Origin of the sequence: Siccirubricoccus soli, from assembly GCF_024178315.1 — a bacterium.
GTDB classification, from domain to species: Bacteria; Pseudomonadota; Alphaproteobacteria; order Acetobacterales; family Acetobacteraceae; genus Siccirubricoccus; species Siccirubricoccus soli.
Genome location: NZ_JAMZIK010000056.1, coordinates 17,107 through 43,688 on the forward strand (window position 1 = coordinate 17,107; position 26,582 = coordinate 43,688).

Annotated in this window: 25 protein-coding genes; 6 read left to right on the forward strand and 19 right to left on the reverse strand. The window is 71.4% G+C overall.

All coding sequences use genetic code 11. The features are described 5' to 3' along the window. Window positions 1-43: 43 nt before the first annotated feature. From NJ376_RS09265 to NJ376_RS09280, 4 genes are read right to left on the reverse strand one after another with little or no spacing between them, the layout of a single operon-like run. The gene (locus tag NJ376_RS09265; RefSeq protein WP_252952959.1) at window positions 44-1,279 is read right to left on the reverse strand and encodes a CaiB/BaiF CoA transferase family protein; all 1,236 of its coding nucleotides are present in this window, start codon (window positions 1,277-1,279) and stop codon (window positions 44-46) included. Beyond that, complete coding sequence (locus tag NJ376_RS09270) at window positions 1,276-2,259, reverse strand: Bug family tripartite tricarboxylate transporter substrate binding protein (RefSeq protein WP_252952960.1); 984 nt, start codon at window positions 2,257-2,259, stop codon at window positions 1,276-1,278. The genes NJ376_RS09265 and NJ376_RS09270 overlap by 4 nt, the downstream gene beginning before the upstream one ends. Beyond that, window positions 2,256-3,101: a fumarylacetoacetate hydrolase family protein gene (locus NJ376_RS09275; RefSeq protein ID WP_252952961.1), complete on the reverse strand. Its 846-nt coding sequence runs from the start codon at window positions 3,099-3,101 to the stop codon at window positions 2,256-2,258. The genes NJ376_RS09270 and NJ376_RS09275 overlap by 4 nt, the downstream gene beginning before the upstream one ends. Window positions 3,102-3,105: 4 nt before the next feature. Next, window positions 3,106-4,008, reverse strand: coding sequence for a TauD/TfdA dioxygenase family protein (locus NJ376_RS09280; RefSeq protein WP_252952962.1), 903 nt, complete (start codon window positions 4,006-4,008; stop codon window positions 3,106-3,108). 117 nt (window positions 4,009-4,125) lie between these two features. Between NJ376_RS09280 and NJ376_RS09285 the strand changes: the two genes are divergently transcribed. The 3 genes from NJ376_RS09285 to NJ376_RS09295 all read left to right on the forward strand — a co-directional run bounded on the left by NJ376_RS09285 (window position 4,126) and on the right by NJ376_RS09295 (window position 8,906). Continuing rightward, window positions 4,126-5,757 carry a hydantoinase B/oxoprolinase family protein gene (locus tag NJ376_RS09285; RefSeq protein WP_252952963.1) on the forward strand — a complete coding sequence of 544 codons (1,632 nt, stop codon included), beginning with the start codon at window positions 4,126-4,128 and terminating at the stop codon, window positions 5,755-5,757. Between the two features lie 3 nt (window positions 5,758-5,760). Beyond that, complete coding sequence (locus NJ376_RS09290) at window positions 5,761-7,845, forward strand: hydantoinase/oxoprolinase family protein (protein WP_252952964.1); 2,085 nt, start codon at window positions 5,761-5,763, stop codon at window positions 7,843-7,845. A gap of 92 nt (window positions 7,846-7,937) precedes the next feature. Next, a complete protein-coding gene (locus tag NJ376_RS09295; RefSeq protein ID WP_252952965.1) occupies window positions 7,938-8,906 on the forward strand; it encodes a Bug family tripartite tricarboxylate transporter substrate binding protein in 969 nt (322 codons plus the stop codon). 229 nt (window positions 8,907-9,135) lie between these two features. Here NJ376_RS09295 and NJ376_RS09300 read toward each other — a convergent pair whose 3' ends face one another. The 9 genes from NJ376_RS09300 to NJ376_RS09340 form a co-directional block, all read right to left on the reverse strand. Further along, a complete protein-coding gene (locus NJ376_RS09300) occupies window positions 9,136-9,606 on the reverse strand; it encodes a DUF1178 family protein (protein ID WP_252952966.1) in 471 nt (156 codons plus the stop codon). A gap of 88 nt (window positions 9,607-9,694) precedes the next feature. After that, window positions 9,695-9,952, reverse strand: a complete 258-nt coding sequence (gene grxC / locus NJ376_RS09305) for a glutaredoxin 3 (protein WP_252952967.1) — start codon at window positions 9,950-9,952, stop codon at window positions 9,695-9,697. Between the two features lie 201 nt (window positions 9,953-10,153). Further along, on the reverse strand, window positions 10,154-10,945 hold the full coding sequence (locus NJ376_RS09310; RefSeq protein ID WP_252952968.1) for a ComF family protein: 792 nt from the start codon (window positions 10,943-10,945) through the stop codon (window positions 10,154-10,156). Next, on the reverse strand, window positions 10,923-12,509 hold the full coding sequence (locus NJ376_RS09315; protein ID WP_252952969.1) for a rhodanese-like domain-containing protein: 1,587 nt from the start codon (window positions 12,507-12,509) through the stop codon (window positions 10,923-10,925). Before NJ376_RS09315 ends, NJ376_RS09310 begins: the two co-directional genes overlap by 23 nt. 208 nt (window positions 12,510-12,717) lie before the next feature. Then, window positions 12,718-13,494, reverse strand: a complete 777-nt coding sequence (locus NJ376_RS09320; RefSeq protein ID WP_252952970.1) for a S1C family serine protease — start codon at window positions 13,492-13,494, stop codon at window positions 12,718-12,720. A gap of 335 nt (window positions 13,495-13,829) precedes the next feature. Next, complete coding sequence (locus tag NJ376_RS09325) at window positions 13,830-14,267, reverse strand: response regulator (RefSeq protein ID WP_252952971.1); 438 nt, start codon at window positions 14,265-14,267, stop codon at window positions 13,830-13,832. Between the two features lie 193 nt (window positions 14,268-14,460). After that, window positions 14,461-15,654, reverse strand: a complete 1,194-nt coding sequence (locus tag NJ376_RS09330) for a glycosyltransferase (RefSeq protein ID WP_252952972.1) — start codon at window positions 15,652-15,654, stop codon at window positions 14,461-14,463. Between the two features lie 18 nt (window positions 15,655-15,672). After that, window positions 15,673-16,311: a DUF4214 domain-containing protein gene (locus NJ376_RS09335; protein WP_252952973.1), complete on the reverse strand. Its 639-nt coding sequence runs from the start codon at window positions 16,309-16,311 to the stop codon at window positions 15,673-15,675. Further along, window positions 16,311-17,696: a glycosyltransferase family 4 protein gene (locus tag NJ376_RS09340; protein WP_252952974.1), complete on the reverse strand. Its 1,386-nt coding sequence runs from the start codon at window positions 17,694-17,696 to the stop codon at window positions 16,311-16,313. Before NJ376_RS09340 ends, NJ376_RS09335 begins: the two co-directional genes overlap by 1 nt. Before the next feature lie 163 nt (window positions 17,697-17,859). On the opposite strand from NJ376_RS09340, the gene NJ376_RS09345 reads away from it, so the two are divergent. Next, window positions 17,860-18,108 (forward strand): hypothetical protein, encoded by a 249-nt coding sequence (locus NJ376_RS09345; protein WP_252952975.1) that lies wholly within the window; start codon window positions 17,860-17,862, stop codon window positions 18,106-18,108. Between the two features lie 137 nt (window positions 18,109-18,245). Continuing rightward, window positions 18,246-20,570: a glycosyltransferase family 4 protein gene (locus NJ376_RS09350; protein WP_252952976.1), complete on the forward strand. Its 2,325-nt coding sequence runs from the start codon at window positions 18,246-18,248 to the stop codon at window positions 20,568-20,570. A 196-nt stretch (window positions 20,571-20,766) separates the two neighbouring features. Here the strand turns inward: NJ376_RS09350 and NJ376_RS09355 are convergent, their stop codons facing one another. Further along, entirely contained in the window at window positions 20,767-21,957 is a 1,191-nt protein-coding gene (locus tag NJ376_RS09355; protein ID WP_252952977.1) for an E22 family MetX-like putative esterase, read from the reverse strand. 246 nt (window positions 21,958-22,203) lie between these two features. On the opposite strand from NJ376_RS09355, the gene NJ376_RS09360 reads away from it, so the two are divergent. Beyond that, window positions 22,204-24,330: a sodium-translocating pyrophosphatase gene (locus tag NJ376_RS09360; RefSeq protein ID WP_252952978.1), complete on the forward strand. Its 2,127-nt coding sequence runs from the start codon at window positions 22,204-22,206 to the stop codon at window positions 24,328-24,330. A gap of 204 nt (window positions 24,331-24,534) precedes the next feature. Here NJ376_RS09360 and NJ376_RS09365 read toward each other — a convergent pair whose 3' ends face one another. From NJ376_RS09365 to NJ376_RS09385, 5 genes are all read right to left on the reverse strand, one after another. After that, a complete protein-coding gene (locus tag NJ376_RS09365) occupies window positions 24,535-24,954 on the reverse strand; it encodes a hypothetical protein (RefSeq protein WP_252952979.1) in 420 nt (139 codons plus the stop codon). A 45-nt stretch (window positions 24,955-24,999) separates the two neighbouring features. After that, on the reverse strand, window positions 25,000-25,212 hold the full coding sequence (locus tag NJ376_RS09370; protein ID WP_252952980.1) for a hypothetical protein: 213 nt from the start codon (window positions 25,210-25,212) through the stop codon (window positions 25,000-25,002). A gap of 69 nt (window positions 25,213-25,281) precedes the next feature. Beyond that, complete coding sequence (locus tag NJ376_RS09375) at window positions 25,282-25,488, reverse strand: cold-shock protein (protein ID WP_252952981.1); 207 nt, start codon at window positions 25,486-25,488, stop codon at window positions 25,282-25,284. A gap of 201 nt (window positions 25,489-25,689) precedes the next feature. Further along, window positions 25,690-26,259, reverse strand: coding sequence for a GNAT family N-acetyltransferase (locus NJ376_RS09380; protein ID WP_252952982.1), 570 nt, complete (start codon window positions 26,257-26,259; stop codon window positions 25,690-25,692). 31 nt (window positions 26,260-26,290) lie between these two features. After that, window positions 26,291-26,582: sigma-70 family RNA polymerase sigma factor (locus NJ376_RS09385; protein WP_252952983.1), on the reverse strand; the 292-nt coding region annotated here is incomplete at its 5' end.

Below are 26,582 nucleotides of genomic sequence, written 5' to 3' on the forward strand. Positions count from 1 at the left end.
TCACGCGGCAGGAACATCGACAGCGGTGGAAGGGTTCCGGGCTTCAGCCGCCCTGGACGACCCCGGCCTGGCGGAGACGGGCAAGCTCCTCCGCGCCCAGCAGCGGGCCGAGGACGGCCTCGTTGTGCTCCCCGAGCTGCGGCGCCGGGCGGGCCAGGATGCCCGGCGTGGCAGAGAGCCGCGGCACCGCCCCGTGCATGGGCAGCCAGCCGCCCGGCATCTCGGTATCCGGCACTTCGATCACCGCCTCCCGCTCCACCACGTAACGGTCATGCTCCAGCATCTCCGCATCCATGATCGGGCCGATGGTGACGCCGGCGGCATCGAATTTCGCCAGGGTTTCCGCCAGGGTGAGGCCCCTTATGTGGTCGGCAATGATGCCGTCCAGCTCCTCGCCATGCTGCACGCGGTCCGCATTGGTGCGGAAGCGGGGGTCGGTGATCAGCTCCTCCCGCCCGATGCTGCGCAGCAGCTTCTCCGTCATCCCCTGGGTCGAGGCGGAGAGGCAGACCCAGCCGCCATCCCTGGTGCGGTAGGCGTTGCGCGGCACCGCATTGGTGCTGCGGCTGCCGGTGCGCGGCTTCAGCTTGCGGTTGATCTTCCAGTTCGCGTGCTGCGGCTCCATCATCACGTGGATGGGGTCGAACAGCGTCTGGTCGATCACCTGCCCCTGCCCCGTCGCCTCGGCATGGCGCAGCGCGATCATGGCGGTGGCGGCGCCGTACAGCCCGGCATAGCCATCCGCCATGTACATCGGCGGCAGCACGGGTTCGCGGTCGGCGAAGCCGTTCACCGCGGCGAAGCCGGAATAGCCCTCCACCAGCGTGCCGAAGCCGGGCTTGTGCTGGTAGGGGCCGTCCTGCCCCCAGCCGCTGATGCGCACGATGACGAGGCGCGGGTTGCGCGCCAGCAGCACCTCCGGCCCGAGCCCCATGGCTTCCAGTACGCCGGGGCGGAAGCTTTCGACGAAGATCGCCGCCTCCTCCGCCATCCGCTTCACCACCGCGATCGCCTGCGGGTCCCGCAGCGCCAGGCAGACGGAGAGCTTGTTGCGGCTGAGCGTCTTCCAGGTGGTGGAAATGCCCTGGATGCGCCAGGCGCGCAGCGTGTCGCCCTCCGGCGGCTCCACTTTCACCACCTCGGCGCCATGGTCGGCCAGCACCTTGGTGAGGATGTTCCCGGCGACGAGGCGGGAGAGATCGACCACGCGGAGCCCGTGCAGGGCGCCGGTGGCGGCGGGGTCGAAGGCGCGGCGGCGCGGGGTGGGATGCTCGGTCATTCGGCGCGGATATTGGCGGCCTGCGCCACCTCGCGCCAGCGGGCGAGGTCGGCCTTCAGGATGGCGGGGAATTCCTCCGGCCCTACCGGGGCGGGGGTGGCGCCCTCCCCGGCATAGATGCGGCGGAGATTGGGGTCCCCCAGCGCCTCGTTCACCGCGGTGTGGATGGCGCGGCGGATCTCCGGCGGCAGCCCGCGCGGGGTCAGCAGCCCCCACCAGATCGCCACCTCGTAATCCACCCCCTGCTGCTTCACCGTGGTGACCGGCGGCACCTCCGGCGGCAGCCCGCCGCCTTCGGCCGTCGCGGCGATGACCCGCACGCGCTGTTCGCGGATGGCGGCATTGGCGCTGGCGACGGTGGTGAGCATGAGCTGGATGTTGCCGGCGACGAGATCCGTCACCGCCGGCGCCGTGCCGCGATAGGGCACGTGGTTCATCCGGATGCCGGCGCGCAGGCAGAAATACTCGGTGATGAAGTGGTTGATGCCGCCGGCGCCGGAGGTGCCGTAATCGATGCTGCCCGGCTGCGCCTTGGCCAGCGCCACCAGCGAGGGCACGTCGCGCGGCGCGAAGCCGGGATTGGTCATCAGGAAGAAGGGGGCGCGGGCCAGCAGCGCCACCGCGTCGAAGCTCCCCTCCGCATCCCAGGGCGTCTTCTGCAGTACCGCCGAGGTGGGGAAGGAGGAGGAGGTGACCATCAGCGTGTAGCCATCCGCCGGCGCCTGGGCGACCTGGCCGGCCCCGATGGCGCCCCCTGCCCCGCCGCGATTCTCCACCACGAAGGGCTGGCCGAGCTTCGCCTGCAGCCGCTCCGCCAGCGGCCTGGCCATGACGTCGTTGGAGCCGCCCGGCGGGAAGGGCACGACGAGGCGCACCGGGCGGTTGGGCCAGGGGGATTGCGCGAGCGCCGGGGTGGCCAAGGGGGAGGCGAGCGTCGCCGCCAACAGGGTCCGGCGGGTGATCAGTGGGTAGGCGGTCAAGCTGTGGGTTCCGCGATGACGGGGTTGCGCAGGGTGCCGATGCCGCTGATCTCCACCTCCACCACATCGCCCGGCACCAGCCAGGGCGGCGGCTTGCGGGCATGGGCGACGCCTTCCGGGGTGCCGGTGGCGATGACGTCGCCCGGCGCCAGCGGGGTGAAGGCGGAGATGTATTCGATCAGCGCCTCGACGCTGAGGATCATGTCGCCGGTGCTGGTGCGCTGCCGCTGCTCGCCATTCACCCGCGTGGTCAGGGTCAGGGCCGCCGGGTCCGGGATCTCGTCGGCGCTGACCAGCCAGGGGCCGAGCGGGCCGGTATGGGGGAAGTTCTTCCCCGCCGTCACCGAATGCTTCTGGTAGTCACGCACGCTGCCATCCTGGAAGATGGTGTAGGCCGCGACGTGTTCCAGCGCCCGCGCCGCCGGAATGCGGCGCCCCGGCTTGCCGATGACGACCGCCAGCTCGCCCTCGTAGTCGAAATGCGTCGAGTTGGCAGGGCGCCAGAGCGGCGCGCCATGGCCGATGATGGTGTCCGCCAGCCGGGCGAAGATGCGCGGGTTCTCCGGCACCTCCCGCCCCGCCGCCTCGGCGACATGGGCACGATAGTTCAGCCCGACGCAGAGCACCTTCCTGTCCTGCGGCACCGCCGGCAGCACGGTGACATCGGCCAGGGCGTGGTCCGGCTCCGCGGCGGCGAAGACGGTCAGCTCGCCGAGCGCCCCGGCTTCCAGCACCGCCTTCACGCCCGGGTAATGCAGGCGCCGGCCGCAATCGACGATACCCTCGCCCTGGACGAGGCCGTAGGACTCGCCCACCCTGGTGGCGAAGCTGATGATCTTCATAGGGTCAGGCCGCCTTCAGCCAGCGTTGCTGGAAACCGGGGTCGAAGACATCCGCCGCCATCACCTGGCAGCGCAGCATCAGCCGGGGCTCGTCCGGCCGGTAATCGGGGATGGCGTTGTGCAGGGTGCCGATATGGTCCCAGATCAGCACGTCGCCCTCGGTCCAGTGATGCGCGTAGCGGTACTTCGCCTGCAGCTGATGGGCGATCAGGTAGTCCAGCAGGCTGGCGCTTTCCGCCGGGTCGAGGCCATCGATCCGCTCGGCATAGCCGGGGTTGCAGTACAGCACCGTCTCGCCGGTGATGGGGTGCGGCAGCAGCACCGGGTGGCGGGCCGGCGGGCGCTTGGCGCGCTGCTCCGGCGTCAGCGCCGCGCGGGCGCTGCCGGGGCGGCGACGCATGCGCTCCCAGAACACGTTGAAGTCATGCGTGGCGGTCAGCCCCTCCAGCCGCCGCACCACCTCCGCCGGCAGGTCGCGGGCCGCGGCGCGGGTATTGGCGAAGAGCGTCGCGCCCAAAGGCCTGCCATCCCGCCGCGGCACCTGCACGGCGTAGAGCACGTTCACGAAGCCCCGGGTCGCCGTATAGGACATGTCGGTGTGCCAATCCTGCCCGGCGTCCGCCAGGCCGATCGGTTTCCCGTCCCGCACAAGGTTCGAGAGGATGCCCACTTCCGGCACCTCCGGGTCGCGGAAGCGATCGGCGATGCCGGTCTGGATCGGGCCGAAGCGCCGGGAGAAGTCCCGCAAATGGCGCGGCGCGATCCGCTGCCCCGGGATGCGCAGCACGCCATGGCGGCCGAGCGCCTGCAGCAGCGTCACGAAATCCGCATCCGCGAGCGGCTGCGCCAGGTCCAGCCCGTGCACCGTGGCGCCCAGCACCTGCCCGCTCGGCTCGATGGCCAGCATGGACAACCCTCCCTTCCCGACCCCCGATCCTGGCAGCGCCCGGCCGGAAATCAACCGGTGGCTTGTGGCTCTCGGGTGATGGTTCTAGCGTTTCAAAATCAGGCAGAGGGCCTTTGCATGACGGCGGATGCGGATGGCGGCTTCGACCCCATCACCCTGGAGATCCTCTGGAGCCGGCTGATCTCCATCGCCGACGAGGCGGCGGCGGCGCTGCTGCGCACCGCCTTCTCCACCATCGTCCGGGAATCGAATGATTTCGCCACGGTGCTGATGGACGCGAATGGCGACAGCATCAGCGAGAATACCGGCGGCATCGCCAGCTTCTCCTGCATCCTGCCGCGCACCACCAAGCATTTCCTGCAGAAATTCCCCGCCGAGGCCTGGCGGCCGGGCGATTGCGTCATCACCAACGACCCCTGGCTGGCCACCGGCCACCTGCCGGACATCACTGCGGTGACGCCGATCTTCCACCGGGGGAGGCTGGTCGGCTTCGCCGGCTCCATCGCCCATAGCCCGGATGTCGGCGGCGCGCTCTGGTCCGCCGATTGCCGGGAGATGTTCGAGGAAGGCATCCGCATCCCCCCCGTCCGCCTGCTGCGGGAGGGCGTGCGGAACGAGCAGGTGATGGAGATGTTCCTCGCCAATGTCCGGCTGCCGAAGCAGGTGACCGGCGACCTCGAGGCGCAGATCACGGCGAACGAGGTCTGCGCCGCGCGGGTGACGGAGTTCCTGGAGGATGCCGGGCTGCCGGACCTCGCCGGCCTGGGCCGCGCCCTGCATGGCCGCGCGGACCGCGCCATGCGCCAGGCCATCGCGGCGGTGCCGGACGGCACCTATCGCGCGACCATCGAGGCCGATGGCTTCGACGAGGCGGTGACGCGCATCGCCTGCGCCGTCTCGGTGCGGGGCGAGGAGATGCTGATCGATTTCGACGGCACCAGCCGGCAGATCGACCGCGGCATCAATTGCGTGTGGAACTACACCCACGCCTATTCGGTCTATCCGGTGAAATGCGCGCTGGACCCCTTCACCCCCCGCAATGAGGGCAGCTACCGCGCCATCCAGGTGGTGGCGCCGGAGGGCAGCATCCTGAACCCGCGCTTCCCGGCGCCGGTCAGCGCCCGCCAGCTCACCGGCCATCTCCTGGCCGGGGCCATCTACAAGGCGCTGGAGGGCGTGCTGCCGGAGAAGGTGATCGCCGAATGCGGCGGGGCGCCCACTATGCGGGCGCTGTTCAGCGGCGTGGACCGCAATGGCGACCGGTTCAGCCAGATCCTCTTCGCCTCCGGCGGCATGGGCGCCGCGCCGCACCGGGACGGGCTGCCCACCACCGCCTTCCCGACCAATGCCGGGGCGGGCTCCATCGAGGCCTTCGAGAGCGTGGCGCCGCTGATCGTCTGGAAGAAGCAGCTCCGCCCCGATAGCGGCGGCGCCGGGCGCTTCCGTGGCGGGCTGGGGCAGGAGGCGGAGATCGAGGTCCGCTCGCCCGCCCCGCTGCGCCTCTCCTTGCTCAGCGACCGGCGGGACCACCCGGCCCAGGGCATCTGCGGCGGCGCGCCGGGCGCGCCGGCGGAGATCGTGATGAGCGACGGCACCCGCCCGCACCCGAAATCCCGCACCATGATCACCCCCGGCACGCGGCTGGTGATGCGCTACGCCGGAGGTGGCGGCTATGGCCCGCCGGAGGAGCGCGACGCAGCGGCGCTCGCCGCCGATTTGCGCGACGGCTATGTGACGAAGGCGGGCTGAGCCATGGCAACCGCACGCATCGGTGTCGACGTCGGCGGCACCTTCACCGACCTCGTCCTGCACGACCCCAGCCGTGACCTGGTGCATACCGGCAAGCTGCTGACCACCCCGGCCGATCCCTCCGAGGCGATCATCGAGGGCACCCAGCGCGTGCTGCGGGAGGCCGGGCTGACCCCCGCCGGGCTGCACAGCATGGTGCATGGCACGACGCTGGTGACGAACACCGTCATCGAGCGCACTGGCGCCAAGGTGGGGCTACTCACCACCGCCGGCTTCCGCGATTCCCTCGAGATCGGGCGGGAGATCCGCTACGATCTCTACGACCTCTTCCTCGAGGCTCCGCCCACCCTGGTGCCGCGCTACCTGCGGCGAGAGATCGCCGGGCGGCTGGATGCCGATGGCGCCGAGCTCCTGGCGCTGGACGAGGCGGCCGTGGCCCGCGAGGCCCGCGCACTGGTGGAGGGCGAGGGTGTCGAGGCGCTGGCCATCGGCTTCCTGCACAGCTACCGCGACAAGCGGCATGAGGCGCGGGCGGCGGAGATCATCCGCAGCCTCTACCCGGACCTGCCGCTGACCCTCTCCGCCGAGGTGGCGCCGGAGATCCGGGAATTCGAACGCACCAGCACCGCCTGCGCCAATGCCTATGTGCAGCCGCGCATGCAGCGCTATCTCGACAAGCTGGAACGCGACTTGGCGCGCATCGGCTTCGAGGGAAGGCTCTACATCATGCTCTCGGGCGGCGGCATCTGCGCGGTGCGCGAAGCCAAGGCCTTCCCGATCCGCCTGATCGAAAGCGGGCCGGCGGCGGGGGCGATGGCGGCGGCCTTCCTGTCGAAGCTGGCGGGGCTTGATCGCGTCGTCAGCTACGACATGGGCGGCACCACGGCGAAGATGTGCCTCGTCGAGGACGGCGCGCCGGACCACAAATTCGACTTCGAGGCGGGGCGCGTCCGCCGCTTCGTCAAGGGCAGCGGGCTGCCGCTGAAGGTCTCGGTCGTGGACATGATCGAGATCGGCGCCGGCGGCGGCTCCATCGCCCGGGTCGAGCCGGGCAGCGGGCTGATGAAGGTGGGCCCGCGCAGCGCCGGGGCGGTGCCGGGCCCGGTCTGCTACGGCCGCGGCGGCACGGAGCCCTGCGTGACCGATGCCGACCTCATGCTGGGGCGGCTGGATCCCGCCTATTTCCTCGGTGGCGAGATGGCGCTGGACCCGGACCGGGTGCGCCGCGCCTTCGCCGAGGGGGTGGCGGTGAAGCTCGATGTCTCCGCCGATACCGCGGCGCTCGGCGTGCAGCGCATCGTCGATGAGACGATGGCGGCGGCAACCCGCATGCATCTGGCGGAGAAGGGCCGCGACCCGCGCGACTATGCGCTGATCGCCTTCGGCGGCGCCGGGCCGGTGCATGCCTGGAACCTGGCGAAGCTGCTGAAGATCCGCCGCATCGTGGTGCCGCTCGGCGCCGGCGTCGCCTCGGCGCTCGGCTTCCTGGTCGCGCCGCCGGCCACCGATATGGCGCGCAGCCTGGTCGGCCGGCTGGAGCGGCTGGACTGGGCGCGGGTGAACGCGCTGTTCGCCGAGATGGACGCGGAAGGCCGCACCCTGCTGGAGGAGGCCGGGGCCGATCCGGCGAGCATCGCCCTGACGCCGACGGCCGATATGCGCCATGTCGGGCAGGGCTTCGAGATTCCGGTGCCGCTGCCGGGGCTGCGGCTGGCGGAGACGGACATCCCGGCCATCCGCGAGGCCTTCTTCGCCGCCTACCGCACCCGCTTCGGACGGGTGGTGGAGGATCAGCCGATCGAGGCGCTGTCCTGGCGGCTCGCCTGCGCCGCGCCGGGGCAGGATATCCGCATCGGCCGCGGCGCAGCGGGGGCGGGCGGCACGCCCACGCCGCGCGCCACGCGGCCGGTGGTGTTCGAGGGCCACGGCCCCCTGCCCGCCCCGGTCTATGACCGCTACGCGCTGCGCCCGGGCATGGAATTTCCCGGTCCGGCGCTGGTGGAGGAGCGGGAATCCACCTGCGTCATCGGCCCGGCGACGCGCGTCACGGTGGACAAGCATCTCAACCTGGTGCTGGATCTGGGGTGACGCCGCACGGTCAACCCCCCTTTCAGGTCGCGTGATCCACGCTTGCCGGTGGCTGCACCGCAAGCGAGCACGCATCACCCCCGAGGTCGCCGATGATGCTCGCCCGCCGCGCGCTGCTCGCCCTGCCCTTCCTGCCCGTGGCCGCGCGGGCGCAGGAAGCGCCCTACCCGGACCGCCCGGTGACCATCGTGAACCCCTGGCCGGCGGGCGGCTCCTCGGACAGCGTGACGCGCATCCTGGCGCAGCGGCTTGGGGTGGAGCTCGGCCAGCCCGTGGTGGTGGAGAACCGGCCGGGTGCGACGGGCACGCTGGGGCACGCCTATGTCGCGCGGGCCAGGCCGGATGGCTATACGCTGCTGCTCGGCACCAACAGCACCTATGGCATCGCGCCGCATCTGGTGCCGAACATCCCCTATGACAGCGAGCGTGCCTTCACCGGCATCTCCCTGGTCGCCAAGAGCCCGCAGCTCCTCTGCGTGCATCCCAGCCTGCCGGCGCGGAGCCTGGAGGAGCTGCTGGCGCTGGCCAGGACGCAGCCGGACAAGCTCAGCTTCGCCACCTCCGGCATCGGCGGCACCAGCCACATGGCGACGGAGATGCTGCTGGCGATGGGCGGCATTTCCATGCTGCACGTCCCCTATCGCGGCGGCGGCCCGGCGGCGCAGGCGCTGCTGGCGGGGGAGGTGCAGGTGACCTTCATCGATGCCATCACTGCCCTGCCCTTCATCGCCGCCGGCCAGATCCGTCCCCTGGGCGTTTCCACCAGGCAGCGCACGCCGCTGGCGCCGGAGGTGCCGACCCTGGCGGAGAGCGGGCTGCCGGAATTCGAATCCTCGACCGACTTCGCCTTCATGGCCGTGGCCGGCACGCCCGATGCCGTGGTGCGGCGGTTATACGCCGCCACGAGGGCGTCGCTCGCCAATGCGGAGGTGCGCGGCAAGCTGGAAAGTGCCGGCCTGCTGGTGCTGGGCGAGCCGCCCGAGGCCTTCGAGGCCTATGCGAAGGCCGAGTCCGCGAAGTGGGGCCGCGTCATCCGCGAACGCAACATCCGCGCCCCCTAGAGCGTTTTCGGTTTACATGCGTTCACCGAAACCGCTCTACGCCTTTGTTTGCAGAGCTGATTCACGCCTTCGGGCGATGCCGCCCTACGGCGATCTGCTCTAGAATTCGCGGTTTCCAAAGGCCCTTCGGCCTTTGGCGGGTGGAGTTTGAGGAGGGCAGAGCCCTCCTCAATGCCACCGCGGGATCTGTGCCAATCCCTGCATGACTCCCGGCACCACCCCTTCAGGCTCAGCCATCGGCGCGCGGCACCCAGGGGATGCGGGCCAGCTCGATGCCCTCTTCGCGCAGCGTCTCGGCCTCGGCATCGGTCGTCTCGCCGTAGATGCCGCGCGCGTCGCTCTCACCGCGATGGATCTTGCGCGCTTCCTCGGCGAAATCCCGGCCGACATAGTCGCAATGCTTCTCCACCTCGGCCCGCATGCGCTGCAGCAGCGCCAGCACCTGGGCGGGCATGGGGCCGGCAGCGGCCTGGCTGCGGGATTCGGCGGGCGGCGCGGCCGGGGGCGACTCGGGCGGCTTGGCGCGGCTGCTGCCCTTCTTCGGAATCGCCGGGGCCATGAGCTGCTTGGTCACCTCGGTCCCGCCGCAGACCGGGCATTGCACGAAGCCGGCCTTGGCCTGCTTCTCATAGGCCACGCTGTCCTTGAACCAGCCGTCGAATTCATGCCCGGAGGCGCAACGGAGGTCGTAGTGGATCATTCCCCATCATCCTCGGCCCGGCACCCATGCCGGGGTGTCATCGGAGTGTAGCGCTGGCACTCATCGGCGTGGAGTGCCAAAGCGGTGCTCAGCCCGCCAGAAGCGTGTCCAGCTTGCCTGCACGCTCCAGCGCCATCAGGTCGTCCGAGCCGCCGATGGAGCGGCCATCGATGAAGATCTGCGGCACGGTGGTGCGGCCGCCGGAGCGGGCGATGGCGTCCTTGCGGGCCTGAGAGCCGTGCGGCGCATCGAACTCCTCGAAGGGCACGCCCTTGCGCGTGAGCAGCGCCACGGCGCGCTCGCAATAGGGGCAGAAGGGCTGGGTGTAGATCTCGATCTTCGGCATGGCAGATAGCTTGGGGCCTTTCGTGGGTGAATCAAGGCGGTACCGGAAGGGGCTTCCCCCTCCAGGTTGAACGCGGGTGTCCGCTACCCGCCAAAGGCCGAAAAGCCTCTGAGAGTTTCGGCCCGAGGTTCCGCCACAGGACTCGCGGGGGTCCCAGGTCCCCTGGGCGGGTGGAACCGGAAGGAACGACGAAGCCCCTCGTCAGGCCCGCTCGAGCCGCGGATCCGGCACCCTGGCCGCCGCCAGCACTTCCACCGAAGCGGCGCCGGCCTCCAGCAGCGCGCGGGCACAGGCCTCCGCCGTGGCGCCGGAGGTCATGACGTCATCTACCAGCAGCACCCGCTTCCCGGCCAAGCGCGGCGCGAGGCGGGCCGGGACGCGGAAGGCATCGGCGAGCACCGCCGCGCGCTCCGCCGCCCCCATCTCCCCCAGCGGCGGCGTGGCGCGGCTGCGGCGCAGCAGGTCCGGCACATTCGGCTTGCCGGCGTGTCGGGCCAGGCGCCCGGCCAGCAGCGCAGCCTGATTGTAGCGACGGCGGAACAGTCGCCGCCAGTGCAGCGGCACCGGCGCCAGCAGATCCGCCCGCGCCAGCAGCGCCGCGCCCGCCCGGGCCATGTGCAGGGCCAGCGGCCCGGCCAGCTCCGTCCGGTCGGCATGCTTGAAGGGCAGGATCAGCTTCTGCGCCCCGGCATCGTAGCGCAGCGCCGCCCGGGCCCGGGCGAAGGCGCGCGGCATCGCGACGCAGACTTCGCAGAGCGGCCCCTCCGGCCCCGGCATCCCGTGCCCGGCATGCGGGAAGGGCACGCCGCAGCAGGCGCAGCAGGGCGCGCCGATGAAGGACAGCCCGGCGAAGCAGGCGGCGCAGAGCGTGCCCTGCAGCTGCACCGGAGCGTCGCAGGTGAGGCAGTGCGGCGGCAGCAGCAGGTCCAGCGCGGCGCCGCCGAGCCGCTTCCCGATCCGGCGCAGCCCCTCAAGCGGCGCCGAAGCGGGCATCGCCGTCCCGCGCCACCTCATGCACCAGGTCGATCTCCCAGGAGAGGTATTCGCGCATCGCCTCCTCCACCCCCTCATTGCGGTCGTAGGGGCGGAGGTAGACGTCGATGCAGGCGGCGTCCTCCGGGTTGCGGCGATCGACTACCAGCGGCAGGCCGGCTTCCTTCCAGGCGGCGAGACCGCCCTCCAGCAGCAGCACCGGGGCAGCGGTCAGGCCGCGCAGCTCCGGCACCGCCAGGCGGCCGGTCACCGGCTCCGCGGCGGCGACCACCACCTGTGCCGCGCCTGCCAGCGCCGGGGCCAAGCCGGCCAGGCGGGTACGCACGCCCCAGAGGGCGCCGGGGATCGCCGCCTCCCGGAAGTCGAGGGACCGGGTGAGCTGCACCACCTTCGTGCCGCCCTTCTCCAGCGCCGCGGCCAGGGTGGCAGGGGTGACGGAGGGGGCGTCCACCGCCGCCACCTCCGGGCAGTCCGGCGCCGGGGTGCCGGTCTCGAGCGCGCCCTGCAGCCCGCCCTCCAGCACGAAGACCTCCCATTGCCCGAGCTGACGGAGCCACCCCCCGGCCATGCGGGCGCGCACCCCGGTATCGTCCACCAGTACGATCCGGGCGCCGCGCACCGCAACCCACTGGTCGGTGGCCTGGACGAGCTGCCCGCCGGGGGCGTTGCGGCTGCCGGGCAGATGGCCGGCGGCGTATTCGGCGGGGTCGCGCACATCCAGCACCAGGGTCGTGCGGCCCGTCTCCGCCAGCAGGGCGACGAGGCCGGCGCGGTCCAGCGGTTTCACCCCATGCCGGTCGGCGAAGGCCTGGGCACGCTCCAGCGCCACGGGCAGGCTGGCCGGGGTGCCTTCGGGGTAGCTCAGCGCCTTGCCGCGGTCGCAGGTGAAGCCGGCCAGCTCCCACCCCATGGTGCCGTTGCGCAGCGCCACCACCTTGTTCGGCACCCCGGCACTGCGGAGCGATTCGGCACCCATGATGGAGCGCGTGCGGCCGGCGCAATTCACCACGATGGTGGTGGCGGGGTCCGGCGCCAGCTCGCCGATCCGATAGACCAGCTCGCCCCCCGGCACGCAGGTGGCGCCGGGGATGGACATGCGGCGGAACTCCTCCATCGGCCGGCTGTCCAGGATCACCATGTCGGTGCCGCCGCGGCGCATGGCGTCCAGCTCGGCCGGGTCGATGGAGGGGGTGTGGTAGTGGTGCTCCACCCACTCCCCGAAGGCCTTGGACGGCACGTTCACGCCCGAGAAGAGGACATAGCCCGCCGCCTCCCAGGCTGGGGTGCCGCCTTCCAGCACGCTCACATCCGTGTAGCCGACGCGCTCCAGCCAAGTGGCGAGGCGCGCCGCCAGCCCGCCCTCCCCGCCATCGACGCAGGCGATGCGGGTGCTGCGGCAGGGCAGGATGGCGCGGGCACGCAGCTCGGCCTGGGAGAGCGGGCAGGGATTCGCCCAGAAGAGGTGCGACCGGCCGAACTCCCCGACTTCCCGCGCATCGAGGATGGCGAGCTCCCTGCCGTCATGGATCCAGCTCTTCAGGGTCGGCGCGTCGATGCTGCGCATGGGGTGGGTCCTCCGTCGCGCGGAGGCTAACCTGCCCTCACCCACGGGACCAGCACCGCCCGCCCCGGCATCGGGCCCCCGGCGCCCCGCCCGGGACTTACGCCGCCTGTTGCCTGCCGCAGCTTTGCCGCGGCAGGCTGTGCGAAATGCCGGTCGCCCCGCGACTCCCGGGGCTCCCCATGACGTTGCACGGCAACGTCATGGGGAGCTAGCGCATGCAGCGCAGGAAGACGGTGGAGGGATGCGCGACCTCGCCGACCTCGGCGGCGCTGCGCGCCGCGCTGCTCGGCGCCACCCGCGGCTCCACGCCGTTGCGGCGGAGGAAGTCCATCGCTTCATGGCCCTTCACTGCGAAATTGACGTTCTGCGGGATGTCGCCGGTGCTCTGGGCGATGCGCTGGGCATTCAGCTTGGAGACGACGACGCCCACCACATGGCCCTGCATGTCCAGCAGCGGCCCGCCGGAATTGCCCGGCTGCACCGGGGCGCTGATCTGGAACTGGCGCGGGTTGTCGCGCAGCCCCGCCAGCGCCGAGACCTCCCCCGTGGTCAGGGTGGGGCCGGAGGAGAGCAGCCCGGCGAGCGGGAAGCCATAGGTCACCACCCCCTCTCCGCGCCGCATCTCCGGTCCGCCGCGGAAGGTGAGCGGGGGGCCGGCATTGCCGCGGACATTCAGCAGCGCCAGGTCGCGCTGCTCATCCGTGGCGGCGACGGTCGCCACCAGCTCCTCCCCGCCCGAGGCTGGGCGGACACGCATCTCGGCGCAGCCATTGGCGACATGGTGATTGGTCAGCAGCCGCCCGGGCGCCACGACGAAGCCGGTGCCGGAGGAGACCGGGCGGCGCCCGCCACCCGGCCCGCCGAAGGGGTCGCTGCCCGGGGGCAGGGGCGGCGGCTTGCCGGCCAGGCTGGCGCCCGGGGCGGGACCGGGGGCAGGCGGGGGAGCGGGCGCAAGGCCGGGCGCCGCCCCGGGGCCGGGCTGCATCCCGCGTGGCGGCGGACTGCCGAAGGAAGGCTTGCCCCCTGGGCCCATGGGGGCGGGCTCGGCGCCCAGGGGCGGCGGCTTCTGCCCGCAGGCCGGGGCGGCCAGCAGAGCGGAACAGAGGAGTGGGACGATCCAGGCTCGCATCGGGGCACCCTGCCGGCGGGGTAGGGACGTGGTCAACCGGAACGGCTCCGGAAGCTTGACGCAGATGGTGACAGCAACATGGCCTGAGGAGGACGAAAAACCGTGAATCCGCGAAGCCTGTGCATGTCGGGAGGCGGGCCGCGGCCGGTTGCCCGCCATCGCCGCCGACCCGCCCTGGCGCAGCCGCCGGATCAGCTCGCCAGGCGCGGCGCCATGGCCACGAGCGGCGCGCGGCCCGCGGCGGGGCGCGGCGCGATGCCGTCCAGCACCGTGAGCAGCTCACCGATATCGAAGGGCTTGTGCAGCAGGGCCCGGGGCGGCCGCGCGGTCTGGTAGAGCACCTCCCGCCCGCCGGGCGGCAGGTAGCCCGTCATCACCACCACCGGCAGGTCGGGCTGCTCCTGCCGCAGGGCGTAGATCAGATCCCATCCTGTAAGGCGCGGCATGGCCAGGTCGGTCAGCAGCAGGTCGAAGCGGCTCTCCCGTGCCAGGCGCAGTGCGACCTCACCATCGGGCGCCATCACCACCTGATGGCCGGCTTCGGCCAGAATATCCTCCAGCACCATCGCTGCCAGGGCTTCGTCCTCCGCGACCAGCACCCGTAGGGCCGGCCCGTCCCGCTCCGTCATGACCTGCCCTGTCCTCCGCCTCGCCTCGCGAGATCCAAAGATGCTCTAGCGCCGCCATCGGCAGGGCGGGATCAAACCCAGTTGAATTCGCCGAATATCATGGACCCGTTGCGTGATTGACCGATGCAAGCGGAACGATGACGTGCCGCGGCTGCGGCGGCAAGGCCCGGTCGCCGGCCGATCCGCGCGGGATTCAGCCCCAGTCCCGGATCGCCTGCAGATAGGCGGCGACGGAGAGGGCGGGATCGGCCGCCACCCGCAGATGCGCCGCCGCCGCCGCCCCGCGGGCCGCCAACCCGGCCGGGTCGGCCAGCAGGGCGCCGATCGCCGCGGCGAGTCGCGGCAGCAGCTCCGGCCCCGACTCCAGCTTCGCAACGACCGCGTCCGGCCATTCACCGAGCGGCCCGGCGGCATCCACCAGCGCCGGCAGGCCGAGGCCGAGCGCCCGGACCAGGGCGCCGGAACTCTCCCCGGCCAGCGGCCAGCGGAGATTGACCAGCAGATCCGCCGCCCTGGCATGGGCAAGGAATTCCTCCTCCCCCAGCCAGCCGGTGATGCGGACCCGGTCGCCGAGGCCGAGCCGGGCGATCTGCCCTTCCAGGTCGAAGCCCGGCTCCACCGCCCCGGCGATGACATGCAGCAGCGGGGAGCCGGCATCGCGCAGCCGCGCCACCGCCTCCAGCACCAGGTCGATCCGCTTGGCCGGGGTGGCGTGGCCGAGGGAGAGCAGCACCGGCCGGTCGGGCGGCAGATGACAGCGCGCACGCGCTTCCGCCTTGCTCAGCCCTGCGGCCGTGGCGACCAGCGGCGAGAGGTGGTGCGGCACCACCCGCACCTCCGGCCCGCCGATGCGGGCGACGCGGCCGGCGGCGAAGCGGCTGTGGACCAGTACGCCGCGCGCCCGGTCCAGCACCGCGCCGTTCAGCGGCAGCAGGAAGCGCTGCGCCGGGTCGAACAGCCCGTGCCGGCGGCGCCGGGCGAGGCGCCGCCCGGCCTCGCCATACTCCGCCGCCAGCGCCTGCTCGTATCCCGCCCAGTCGCCGCGGCCGAGGGTCAGCGCTTCCACCAGATGATGCAGCACCGGGTCGTGCAGCACGAGGATGCCGGGGCTGCGCAGCGCCGCGCGATAGACATGCGCGTGGTCGAGCGAATTGCCGAGCTGGAAGAGATGCGGAAGGGCGGCGAGCGCCGGGTCGCGCCGGTACTCCATCTCTGCCAGCACCTCGCAGCCTGGCAGCGGCACCTTGTCGGCCATCCGCGCCACCACCACGGCGATGCGGCGATGCTCCGCCAGCAGCGGCAGCAGCTCCGCGCTGTAGGCGGCGATGCCGGAACGCGCCGGCGGCAGCGGGGTGAAGACGACGAGGTCGGCCGGGGTGGCGCTCATCCCCGCCCCCTTCCCGGCTCAGCGTGCTTCGAGGGCAAGGATGCGGGCCTCCAGGGCGCGCAGCCGCGCCTCCATCTGCATCTGGCTGGCGGCGAGAAGATCCCCGACATAGCCGGCCAGCAGCGGCGCCAGGGCGGCGGCGGCGCGCTCCTCGGCGGTGGCGAGCGCGCCCTCCGGCGCGCCGGCGTCGCGCAACAGCCTGGCGACGCCCTCCAGCCGCTCCCCCACCTCCCGCCGCAGCAGGGCGAGTTCCTGGCGCAGCGCGGCGTCCCTCGCCTCGATCACCTCGGCGCCGAGCCCGCCCCCGCCGCCATCCTGCAACGCCAGCACCTCGCGCAGCTCGAGCAGCTGCTCGGCCAGGAATTCGCTGCGGATCGCCAGCACCGCCTGCAGCGCGCGGAGCGGGTCGGTCGGCAGGATCGGGCCGGGCGGCAGGTGGATGGGCGCGGCGACGCGTTTCGCCTCCTCGGACTCCATCATCTGCCGCAGCGCATCGGCACGGCGCTCCGGCCGGTCGGCGACCAGCTCCAGATAGTGGCGGTAGCCGCCCGCATCCGGCCAGCGCCGCAGCAGCGCCATATAGAGAGTGACCACGAAATCATGGTCCTCGCCGAAGAGCAGGTCCCCGGCCTCGAAGCGGCGGCGCGGGGGGGCCATCACTCGGCGGCCAGGCGCGGCGCCTCGGCCGGGACCGGCGGCGCCAGATCGATGCCGAGCTTCGCATAGAGGGCGCTGAGGCGCTCCGCATAGCGCTCCGGGCTGAACAGGGCGGCGCGGCGCGGTCCTGCTTCCGCCAGCCGGGCGCGCAGCTCGGCATCGCCGTCCAGCGCCTGGATGGCCTGCACGAGGCCGGAGATGTCGTAGGGGTCCACCTGCAGCGCCGCATCCCCTACCACCTCAGGCATGGAGGCGGAGTTGGAGGTGATGACGGGCGTGCCGAGCAGCATGGATTCCAGCGCCGGCAGGCCGAATCCTTCGTAGAGCGAGGGGAAGAGCACGCCGCGGGCGCCGCGGATCAGGTTCACCAGCAGGCGGAAGGGCGCGTAGTCCAGCAGAATGATCTTTCGCCGGGTCCTGAGCGTTCCGCCTTCCAGTACCAGGGTGCGGATATGGTCGTCGAACATCAGGCGGAGCTCCTGCTCCGACTTCCAGGCCTTCTTGCCGACGATGACCAGCGGGTCCGCCACATTGGCCGCCAGATAGGCCTGGATCATCCGGCCGACGTTCTTCTTCGGCTCGATGGCGCCGAAGAACAGCCAGTAGCGGCCAGCGGCCAGGCCGAAGCTCCCCTCGATCTCGGCGGCGACCGCCGGCATCGGCACCTCGCGGAACTTCTTCGGGATGTCCACCGCCTGGTAGGTGTTCGTCACCCGCTCCTCCGGCACGCCGAGCAGGCTGACGATGTCCCGCTTGGACGCTTCGGAGACGGTGACGATGTGCTCGGCGCTGCGGGCGAGCAGGCGGTTGAGGCGGAAATAGCGGCGCTTGTTGTCGAGGGTGGTGTAGGGCAGGCGCAGCGGCACCAGGTCGTGCATGGTGTAGATGTTGCGGGTGCCCGGCATGGCGATCGGGATCGGGTAGGTCCAGTGCATCAGCTCCGGCCGCCGGCCGCCGCGCATCCGGACCGGCAGCAGCCGCTGCATGACGCGGAAATGCGCATGCGCCTGCTGGAACACCTCCCGCGCATTCCAGATCTCGTCGTAATGCGGCAGGCGGTCGCGGAAGGTGGTGGCGATGACCTGGCCGGTGACAGGCACCCGGCTGGCCACCTCCCCACCCGGGGAGCCGATCAGCCGGTAGCCGCGGCGGATGGCCTGCAGCCATTGCGGCGCCTCGCCCACCCTTTCGTCGAAGAAGGCGATCTCCCGAATCAGCGGATCGCGGGAGGGCGAGGCGCGGGTGCCGTAGAGCACGCCCACCTCGGCGCCCAGGCGGGCCATGGCGAAGCTGAGGTTCCGCGCATAGGTCGCCACCCCGGTCCCCTGGTCCAACGCCAGGTTGTAGCCATCGAGGAAGATCCTGGGCCGTTTCGGGGCACCCATCCGTTCAATCTCCGGCAACCTCGCGGCGGCATCATGCCGCGCAACTTCACACCGCCACGTGAACGGGGATGTGTGCAAGCCCTCTTTCGATGACGCGCTGCCGCACCAATATCGCTTGCGGGGTGAACATCGCTGGCGCTTTATCGCGCCAAAGATGCGGGTGATGGATGTGGCATACTCCCCAGAGGATCTGATCCCGGAGCGCACCCATGGCGATGCGCTGGCCCTGCCGGCGGCGCCCGGCGCGGCGGCGGGCAGCGCCGCATCCCCGACCCCGGCGGCCCCGCCGGGGCTGCTGCGCCAGGCGCTCGCCCTTGGGGCCGTCGATCTTGCCCTGCTGCTGCTGCGGGCCGCCGCGGTCCTGGTGTTGCTCTCCCCGCTGCTGGTCGGGGCCTTGCTGATCTTCGGCTGAGGGATGGACTGCCCGCCCGGTGCTTCGGGCGGGCGCCGGAAGGCGGGCTCCGCGCCCCGGGTTCGCAGCCGCACGGCGTCGCGGTAATGCTGGCCCCGAGGCGGTCCGGCACGGCCGGCCGGCGAGGAGAAGCCTGCATGGATCAGCACGCCCCGTCCGACAGCACCCGGCCCACCGCGGAGGAATTGCTGGCCCGCGCCGATGGGCTGCGGGACCACCGGGAGTGGACGGAGGCGGCGCAAGCCTATGCCGGCTATCTCCGCCTGCGGCCGGAGGACTGGCCGATCTGGGTGCAGTACGGCCACTGCATGAAGGAAGCAGGCGACCCCCGCGCCGCGCTGCTGCTCTACCGGGAGGCGGAGCGCCTGCAACCGGAGGATGCCGACCTGCACCTGCAGATCGGCCATGCGCTGAAGCTGCTGGGCCGGCTGGAGGAAGCCTTCGAGGAATATGCCCGGGCCCTGACACTCGACCCCGGCAATGCGGCGGCGCGGCAGGAGCTGATGGCGACCGACCCGGTGCCCGACGCACCGCAGACCGCAGCAGCGCCCGCCCCCCCGCCGCCCGCCCCGGCCATGCCCGCCGCCCCGCCCCCAGCCCAGCCCGCCACGGCCGCGCCGCCCCCTTGGCCAGCGCCGCCGCGCCAGCCGGAGCCCGCTGCGGCGTCCCTCCCCACCCCGGCCCCGGCCGAGGCGGCCGCGCCCGGCAGCGCCGCCACGGTGGTGTTCGATGCCTCCGACCTGCTCGACTATTTCCGGCACAACCGGGCGCCCACCGGCATCCAGCGGGTCCAGCTCAACCTGATCCGGGAAGCGCTGCAGGGCGCGGCGCCAGCGGTGGCGGCCGCCTTCGACCCGCAGCGCAGCACCTGGGTGGCGCTGCCCACCGCGCTCTTCCTCCGCCTCGCCACCCTGTCCCGCACCGGCACCGACATCGCCGAGCCGGACTGGGCCGCCGCCATCGCGGAGGTGCGGCAATTGCTGCGCGAAAGTCCGCCGCTGGCCTTCCCCGAGGGCAGCCGGCTGGTCAATCTCGGCACCTCCTGGTGGATCCCGGACTATCTGCGCCGGGTGCGGGAGGCGAAGGCGCGCCACGGGCTGCGCTACATCCCCTTCATTCATGACTGCATCCCGCTGCTGCTGCCGGAGCATTGCGCCGCGGGGCTCGTCGAGGAGTTCGCCCGCTGGTTCGCCGCCATGGCGCTGCATGCCGATGCGGTGCTGACCAACTCCGAATGCACCAAGCGGGATTTCCTCGATCAGCTCGCGCAGTACCTGCCCGGGCTCAGCCTGCCGGCCCGGGTGCTGCGGCTGGATGCGGCGGAGCCGGCCGTCGCGGCGCCGCCGCCCGCCGCCGGGCAGCCGCCCTTCATCCTCTGCGTCGGCACCATCGAAAGCCGCAAGAACCACCTGCTGCTGTTCAATGCTTGGCTGACCCTGGTGCGCAAGCACGGGGCGGAGGCGGTGCCGGAGCTGGTCTGCGTCGGCAAGAAGGGCTGGCTGGCGGAGGCGGCGCTGGCGCTGCACGCCAATTCCCCCACCCTCCGCGCCAGGGTGCGGCTGCTGCACCATGTCTCGGACACGGTGCTGGAGGGGCTGTACCGGGACTGCCTCTTCACCGTGTACAACAGCTTCTACGAGGGCTGGGGCCTGCCGGTCACGGAGAGCCTGGCGCATGGTAAGCTGGCGCTGGTGCCGGACCATTCCTCGCTGCGCGAGGCCGGGGGCGAGGCGGCGCTCTATTTCCAGCCGCAGAACGAGCCCGACCTGGTCGCCAAGCTGGAGCGGCTGATCTTCGAACCCGGCTTCCGCGCCGCGCAGGAGGCCGCCATTGGACAGAAGCTGCGGCTGCGGCGCTGGCCGGACCTGGCCGGGGAGCTGCTGGGCCTCGTCGAAGCGGAGCTGCCGGCGTTGCCGCCGCCCCTCGCCCGGCTGGGCTTCCGCCTGGGCGAGATCCATGAGCTGCGACTGCTGCCGGGCCATCGCCCCTCTCCCGCCATGGCGGTGGCGGATGCGCTGCGCGAGGGCCCGGGCTGGGAGCGGCTGGAACGCTGGGGCTGCTGGACCACGCCTGCAGGCCCGGCCCGGCTGCGCCTGCCCCTGCCGGAGGGGCTGGAGGGCGACCGGCTGCGGGTGATGCTGGAGCTGCGCGCCCCGCCGGCGGGCAGCCGGGCCGCGCTGCGCGCCCATGCCGCCGATGCCGAGCCCGGCCCCTTCCGTAGCCTGGAGCTGACGGCCGGCGGCACCATCTTCGTGGCCCTGCCGGTGGTGGCCGGCGCGGCGCGGGAGCTGGTGGTGGAGATCGCTCCCGGCGAGGCGGTGACCCTGCCCGCCGAAGGGACCCTGCCGCAGCGCCAGGTGAGCCTCGGCGTAGTCAGCCTGATGGCCTGCCGCGAGGAGGATCTGGCGGCGCGGCTGGACTATCTGGAGCGGAAGGGCCTGCCGCTGCGATCCCTGCAATGATCACCGGCTTGGGAAGTCCAGACTTCCCAGCCTCGGTATTGCGCCCGGGCTCGATGTGGCAGCTGTGCCCCGAATTCAGCAATATGCCGGCCAGGGCCGGTATGAGGGGCGGAGTCGAGGTTTGCCGGTCGGCGGCAGGCCCGCCCCCCTCCACCGGAACCCGGCCCCGGCCTGGGGTCAGGTTCCGGCAGTCCGGTCAGCTCGCCAGGAAATGCCGGATCCGGTCGGCATGCGGGGCCATGCCGGCCACGCCGTTGAGATGCCCGAGCGGGCCCGCCAGCTCCGCCATCTCCACCTGCTTCCCGGCCTTGCGCAGCACCTCGGCGAAATCCCGCACGGCCTCGAGGGCGAAGATGCGGTCGGTGGTCGCCGGCAGCATCAGCCAGCGCCGCGGCGCCCCGGCCATGGCCGCGGCGAGGGAAGGATACTCGTTGAGGAAGAGCTGGTTGGCCCGGACCATGTAAAGGAAGGAGTTGGCGTCCGAGGTCCGCGCCCGCGCCGCCACCGTGTCATCCAGCCATTTCTCGATGGCGAAGCGGTCACCGATGCGGCGGGCCGGGTCCTGGCCCTCCGGCACCTTGTGGTCGTATTGCGCGGCCCAGGCGCGGTCGCGGGCATGCAGGGTGACGATCTTCCAGGCCTCGGCCAGCCCGCGCAGCGGCGGCTCCCGCCCCTGGCCGTAGTAGTCGCCCTCCCGCCAATTCGGGTCGAGCCGGATCGGCGCGGCCCAGATGTTCAGCCAGCCCTGCAGCCAGGCATCGATCTCGGCGGCGATCACCGGCATGACTCGGGCGCAGAAATCGGGATAGGCAGCCGCCCATTCGATGGATTGTAGCCCGCCATTGGAGGGGCCGGCGACCAGCGCCAGCTTCTTCACCCCGAGGCTGTCGAGCAGCTTCTTCTGGCTCTCGACGAAGTCCCGCATGGCGATGACCGGGAAGCTCATCCCCCAGGGCCGGCCGGTATCCGGGTTCAGCGTCGCCGGACCGGTGGTGACGGTGCCGGCATCCGGCACGTTGACGTTGACCAGCGTATCGACTGCCACGACGAAGTAACGACCGGTGTCGATCGCCTTGCCGGGGCCGATGATGGCGTCCCACCATCCCCGTGGCCCGTTGGCCGTCACCTGGCCCCAGGCATGGCTGTTGCCGGAGAAGAAGTGGCAGATGAGGACGGCGTTGTCCCCCGCCGCGTTGAGCCTGCCCTCCGTCTGGTAGCCGAGGCGGAGGTTGGGGATGGTGGCGCCGCCGCGGGTGCGGAAGGCGCCGCCCTCGAACACCTTCTTCTCGATGAGGGCAGAGGCCTGGGCAGGCGCCTGGCCCTGGGCCGCGGCGCGCTCCGCCCCAGGGCCTGCCGCGGCAGCGATCGCCAGCCCGGCTCCGAGCATGCTCCGTCTCTCCATCGCTGCCCTCCCTTCGTTCTGCCGCAGTCTGGCCATGCACCATGGCAAGGGCAAGGCGCGGCCTGCGCGTCGGCGTGCCGGATGCGCGCCCCGCCGGACCGCCATCGACCTTCATGAGTCCATGGTCCGAATCCGGTGCCGGGTGATTCCCCGTGCGAAGGCTTTGCTTTAGCCTCGCCCATCAGCCGGGCGCGAACGCCACGGCAGAAATAATGGGGGGTTGCGGACTTGATGACCTTAACTCTGGTTTTGGTGATTGTGCTGGGGGCGACGTCGATCGCCTACGGCGTCGTCACCGCGAAGCAGGTGATGGCGCTGGATGCCGGCACCGCGCGGATGCAGGAAATCGCGAGGGCCGTGCAGGAGGGCGCCGGCGCCTATCTGCGGCGGCAATACACCACCATCGGCATCGTCGGCATCGTGCTCTTCGTGCTGGTGGTCGTGACTCTCGGCATCACCGTCGCGATCGGCTTCCTGATCGGCGCCGTACTATCCGGGGTGGCCGGCTTCATCGGCATGAACGTCTCGGTCCGCGCCAATGTGCGCACCGCCCAGGCCTCCACCCGGTCGCTCGCCGCCGGGCTGGACGTGGCGTTCAAATCCGGCGCCATCACCGGGCTGCTGGTGGCCGGCCTCGCCCTGCTCGGCGTCGCCATCTACTTCTTCATCCTGGTGGTGATCGGCGGCCATGCGCCGAATGACCGACTGGTGATCGACGCGCTGGTGGCGCTCGGCTTCGGCGCCTCGCTCATCTCCATCTTCGCCCGGCTCGGCGGCGGCATCTTCACCAAGGGCGCCGATGTGGGCGGCGACATGGTCGGCAAGGTCGAGGCCGGCATCCCCGAGGACGACCCCCGCAACCCCGCCACCATCGCCGACAATGTGGGCGACAATGTCGGCGACTGTGCCGGCATGGCGGCCGACCTGTTCGAGACCTATGCGGTGACCATGGTCGCCACCATGGTGCTGGCGGCGATCACCTTTGCCGGCAATGCCGGGATGCTGCAGGCCGGCATGCTCTACCCGCTGGCGATCGGCGCGGTCTGCGTCATCACCTCCATCATCGGCACCTATTTCGTGAAGCTGCCTTCCAACAACTCCATCATGGGGGCGATGTATCGCGGCTTCATCGTCACCGGATTGCTCTCCCTGGTCGTGCTGCTGCCGCTGACCTACCTCATCTGGGGCAGCGGCACGATCACTGCGGGCGGCACCAGCTTCGGGCCCTTCGCGCTCTTCCTCTGCGGGATCGTCGGGCTGGCGGTGACGGGCGCCATCATCGTGGTGACGGAATACTACACCGGCACGGGCTTCCGGCCGGTGAAGGCCATCGCCGAAAGCTCCGTCACCGGCCATGGCACCAATGTCATCCGCGGCCTCGCCGTCTCCATGGAGAGCACGGCACTGCCGGCGCTGATCATCATCGCCGGCGTGCTGGTGGCCTACAACCTGGCCGGGCTCTACGGCATCGCCATCGCGGTGACGACGATGCTGGCGCTGGCCGGCATGGTGGTGGCGCTCGACGCCTTCGGCCCGGTGACGGACAATGCCGGCGGCATTGCCGAGATGGCCGGGCTGCCGAAGGAGATCCGGGTCACCACGGATGCGCTGGATGCGGTGGGCAACACCACCAAGGCGGTCACCAAGGGCTACGCCATCGGCTCGGCCGGCCTCGGCGCGCTGGTGCTGTTCGCGGCCTATACCCAGGACCTCAGCTACTTCGCCGCCAACGCAGCGCAGTATCCCTACTTCACCGGGGTCGGGGCGCTGACCTTCAGCCTCTCCTCCCCCTATGTCGTCATGGGGCTGCTCTTCGGCGGGGCCCTGCCCTTCCTGTTCGGCGGCATGGCGATGACGGCGGTCGGCCGCGCGGCAATGAGCGTGGTGGAGGAGGTGCGGCAGCAATTCCGGGAGAAGCCCGGCATCATGGAGGGCCGCGACCGGCCAGATTATGGCCGCGCCGTGGACATCCTGACCAAGGCGGCGATCAAGGAGATGATCATCCCCTCGCTGCTGCCGGTGCTCTCGCCGCTGGTCTGCTATTTCGGCGTCCAGGCCATTGCCGGGAAGGCCGCGGCCTTCGAGGCGCTGGGGGCGATGCTGCTCGGCGTCATCGTCACCGGCTTCTTCGTGGCCGTCAGCATGACCACCGGTGGCGGCGCCTGGGACAATGCCAAGAAGTACATCGAGGAAGGCCACCATGGCGGCAAGGGATCGGAGGCCCACAAGGCGGCGGTCACCGGCGACACGGTGGGCGACCCCTACAAGGACACCGCCGGCCCGGCGGTGAACCCGATGATCAAGATCACCAACATCGTGGCGCTGCTGCTGCTGGCGATCCTGGCGCATAGCGGCTGACGCTGCAGGGGGGATCGGCGGCACGGCCGCCGGTCCCCTCGCCCTTCTTCGGCGCGCCGGCAGGGCGGGATGGCTGAGTTTCGCTCAACCATCCCGCTCTGGCCCCCTATTCGGCCGCGTGATTGACGGCTTCGGTCGATTCGACCTCAGCCGATCACGCTCCAGGCCCAGCCGAGCCCTTGCGACCTGCGACGGAACGGCGGCTCAGGCGGTCCGGCTGCGGACCAGGGACAGGATCTGGCCGGCCGGCTTGCCGGAAGCTTCGGCAATGCGCTGGTCCTGCGCCTCGATCTCGGCGCGGGCAGGGTCGTCGCCATCGAGGCCGCCCAGCAACTCCGCCGGCACTTTGCGGTTGGACCGGCGGCTGCCATCGGCATAGGTCACGTCGAACAGCACCCACTTCCCGTCATCTCGCTGCCTGGCCATGGGTTTGGCCTTCTCGGCCGCGGGGCCTCGGACGGGGGGCGGCATCGGCGCCGGCGCTTCCGGCGCGGCCATCTCCTCGCGGCCGGTGCGGCGCTCCGCCACGGCCGCCTCGCGCTCGCGCCGCTTGGCCTCCTGCTTCGCCTGCTTGCCGCGATTCACCTCGGCGCGTTGCTGACCATAATTCGGCCTGCGTGCCATCATCCCCTCCTTCGTCAGAAGGGGCGCGCCCTTCAATGCTGCATGTCAGGCGAAGAGCTTCGGCGGCCCGCTGCGGAGCTGGCTTTCCAGCACCACGCGCTCATGCCCGTCCTGCTGGTGCTTCACCCGGTATTCCCGGTCGTTCGGCGGGCCCGGAAGCTGCCGCACCACGGTGTAGAGGCCGCGTGGCACGTTGGTGTCGTAGCGCCCCGGCACGAATTCGACGTTCTGGCCGACGCTGTAGAGATGCGGGGTCATGCGGCGTCTCCTTCCCACACGCAGGCAGGCCGGTGGGGCCGGCAGCTCAGCGCCGCCGGCCCCTTCGAATCACTCGGCCTTCAGGTCGCAGGCGGAGAGCTTGCCCTGCTGGCCGCGCTGAATCTCGAAGCTGATGCGCTGGCCATCCTGCAGGCCGCTGAGGCCGGAGCGCTGCACATCCGAGATGTGGACGAAGACATCGGCGCCACCGCCCTCAGGCTGGATGAAGCCGTAGCCCTTGGTGGCGTTGAACCATTTCACGGTACCAGTAGCCATGCGGGAATTCCCATCATGCAAGGATGCCACCTCGCGAACATCGCGAGACGGGCCAATCTGCCTCTCAGGACGGAAACCACGCTCGGTGCCCCTGGCGGGGCGAAACGAAACAGGCCGAACCGGACGGGTTGACGCAGGGCATATGAGCCTGCGGCGGGCCGGCCACAAGCCCAATCGTACGCCCGGTGCGGAAAGATCCGTTCAGCGCAGCCGCAGCCGCTCCGGAATCGGCAGCCCCAGCCGCACCGGCACGTTCCAGACCTCCCGCTCCGTCCGCAGCTTCTGGAACCCGGCGGCCAGATAGTTGGGCAGCGCCCGGGGATGGTCGGCGGTGCAGGTGTTCACCGTGACGGCGCGCTGCGCCTCGGCCCAGCCATCCTCCACCGCGCGGCGCAGGAAGGCGCGGCCGAGCCCGGTGCCCACCGCATGCGGCAGCAGGCCGAAATAGGAGAGGTTGACCAGCCCGCCATGCCGGCGGTCCAGCTCGTAGAACCCCGCCGGCTCGCCGCCGCGATAGAGCACGTGAATGGAAATGGCCGGCTCTGCCAGCAGCGCCGCGAGCTGGGCATCCGGCACGGTGCGGCGCAGCCACCAGACATAGCGGTGCCCCACCGTGTCGTAGAGATAGCGGTAGAAGGGCACGGTGCAGCGCTCCAGCCGCTCCAGCCGCGTATCCGCGGGCAGAGGGGGGGCTGGATCGGTCGGCCGCCGGTCCATCCGCAGGAAGGTGACGTCCACCGCGACGGGAATGACAGGTTCCGGCGCCATCATCCCAGCCCTGCCGGCCGGCCTGTCGCCATGGTCAGTTGTCCAGGAAGCTGCGCAGCTTGCGGGAGCGGGAGGGGTGCTTCAGCTTGCGCAGCGCCTTGGCCTCGATCTGCCGGATGCGCTCCCGTGTCACGTTGAACTGCTGCCCGACCTCCTCCAGCGTGTGGTCGGTGTTCATGCCGATGCCGAAGCGCATGCGCAGCACCCGCTCCTCGCGCGGCGTGAGGGAGGAGAGCACCCGCGTCGTCGCCTCCCGCAGGTTGGACTGGATGGCGGCGTCCAGCGGGATGATGGCGGCCTTGTCCTCGATGAAGTCGCCGAGATGG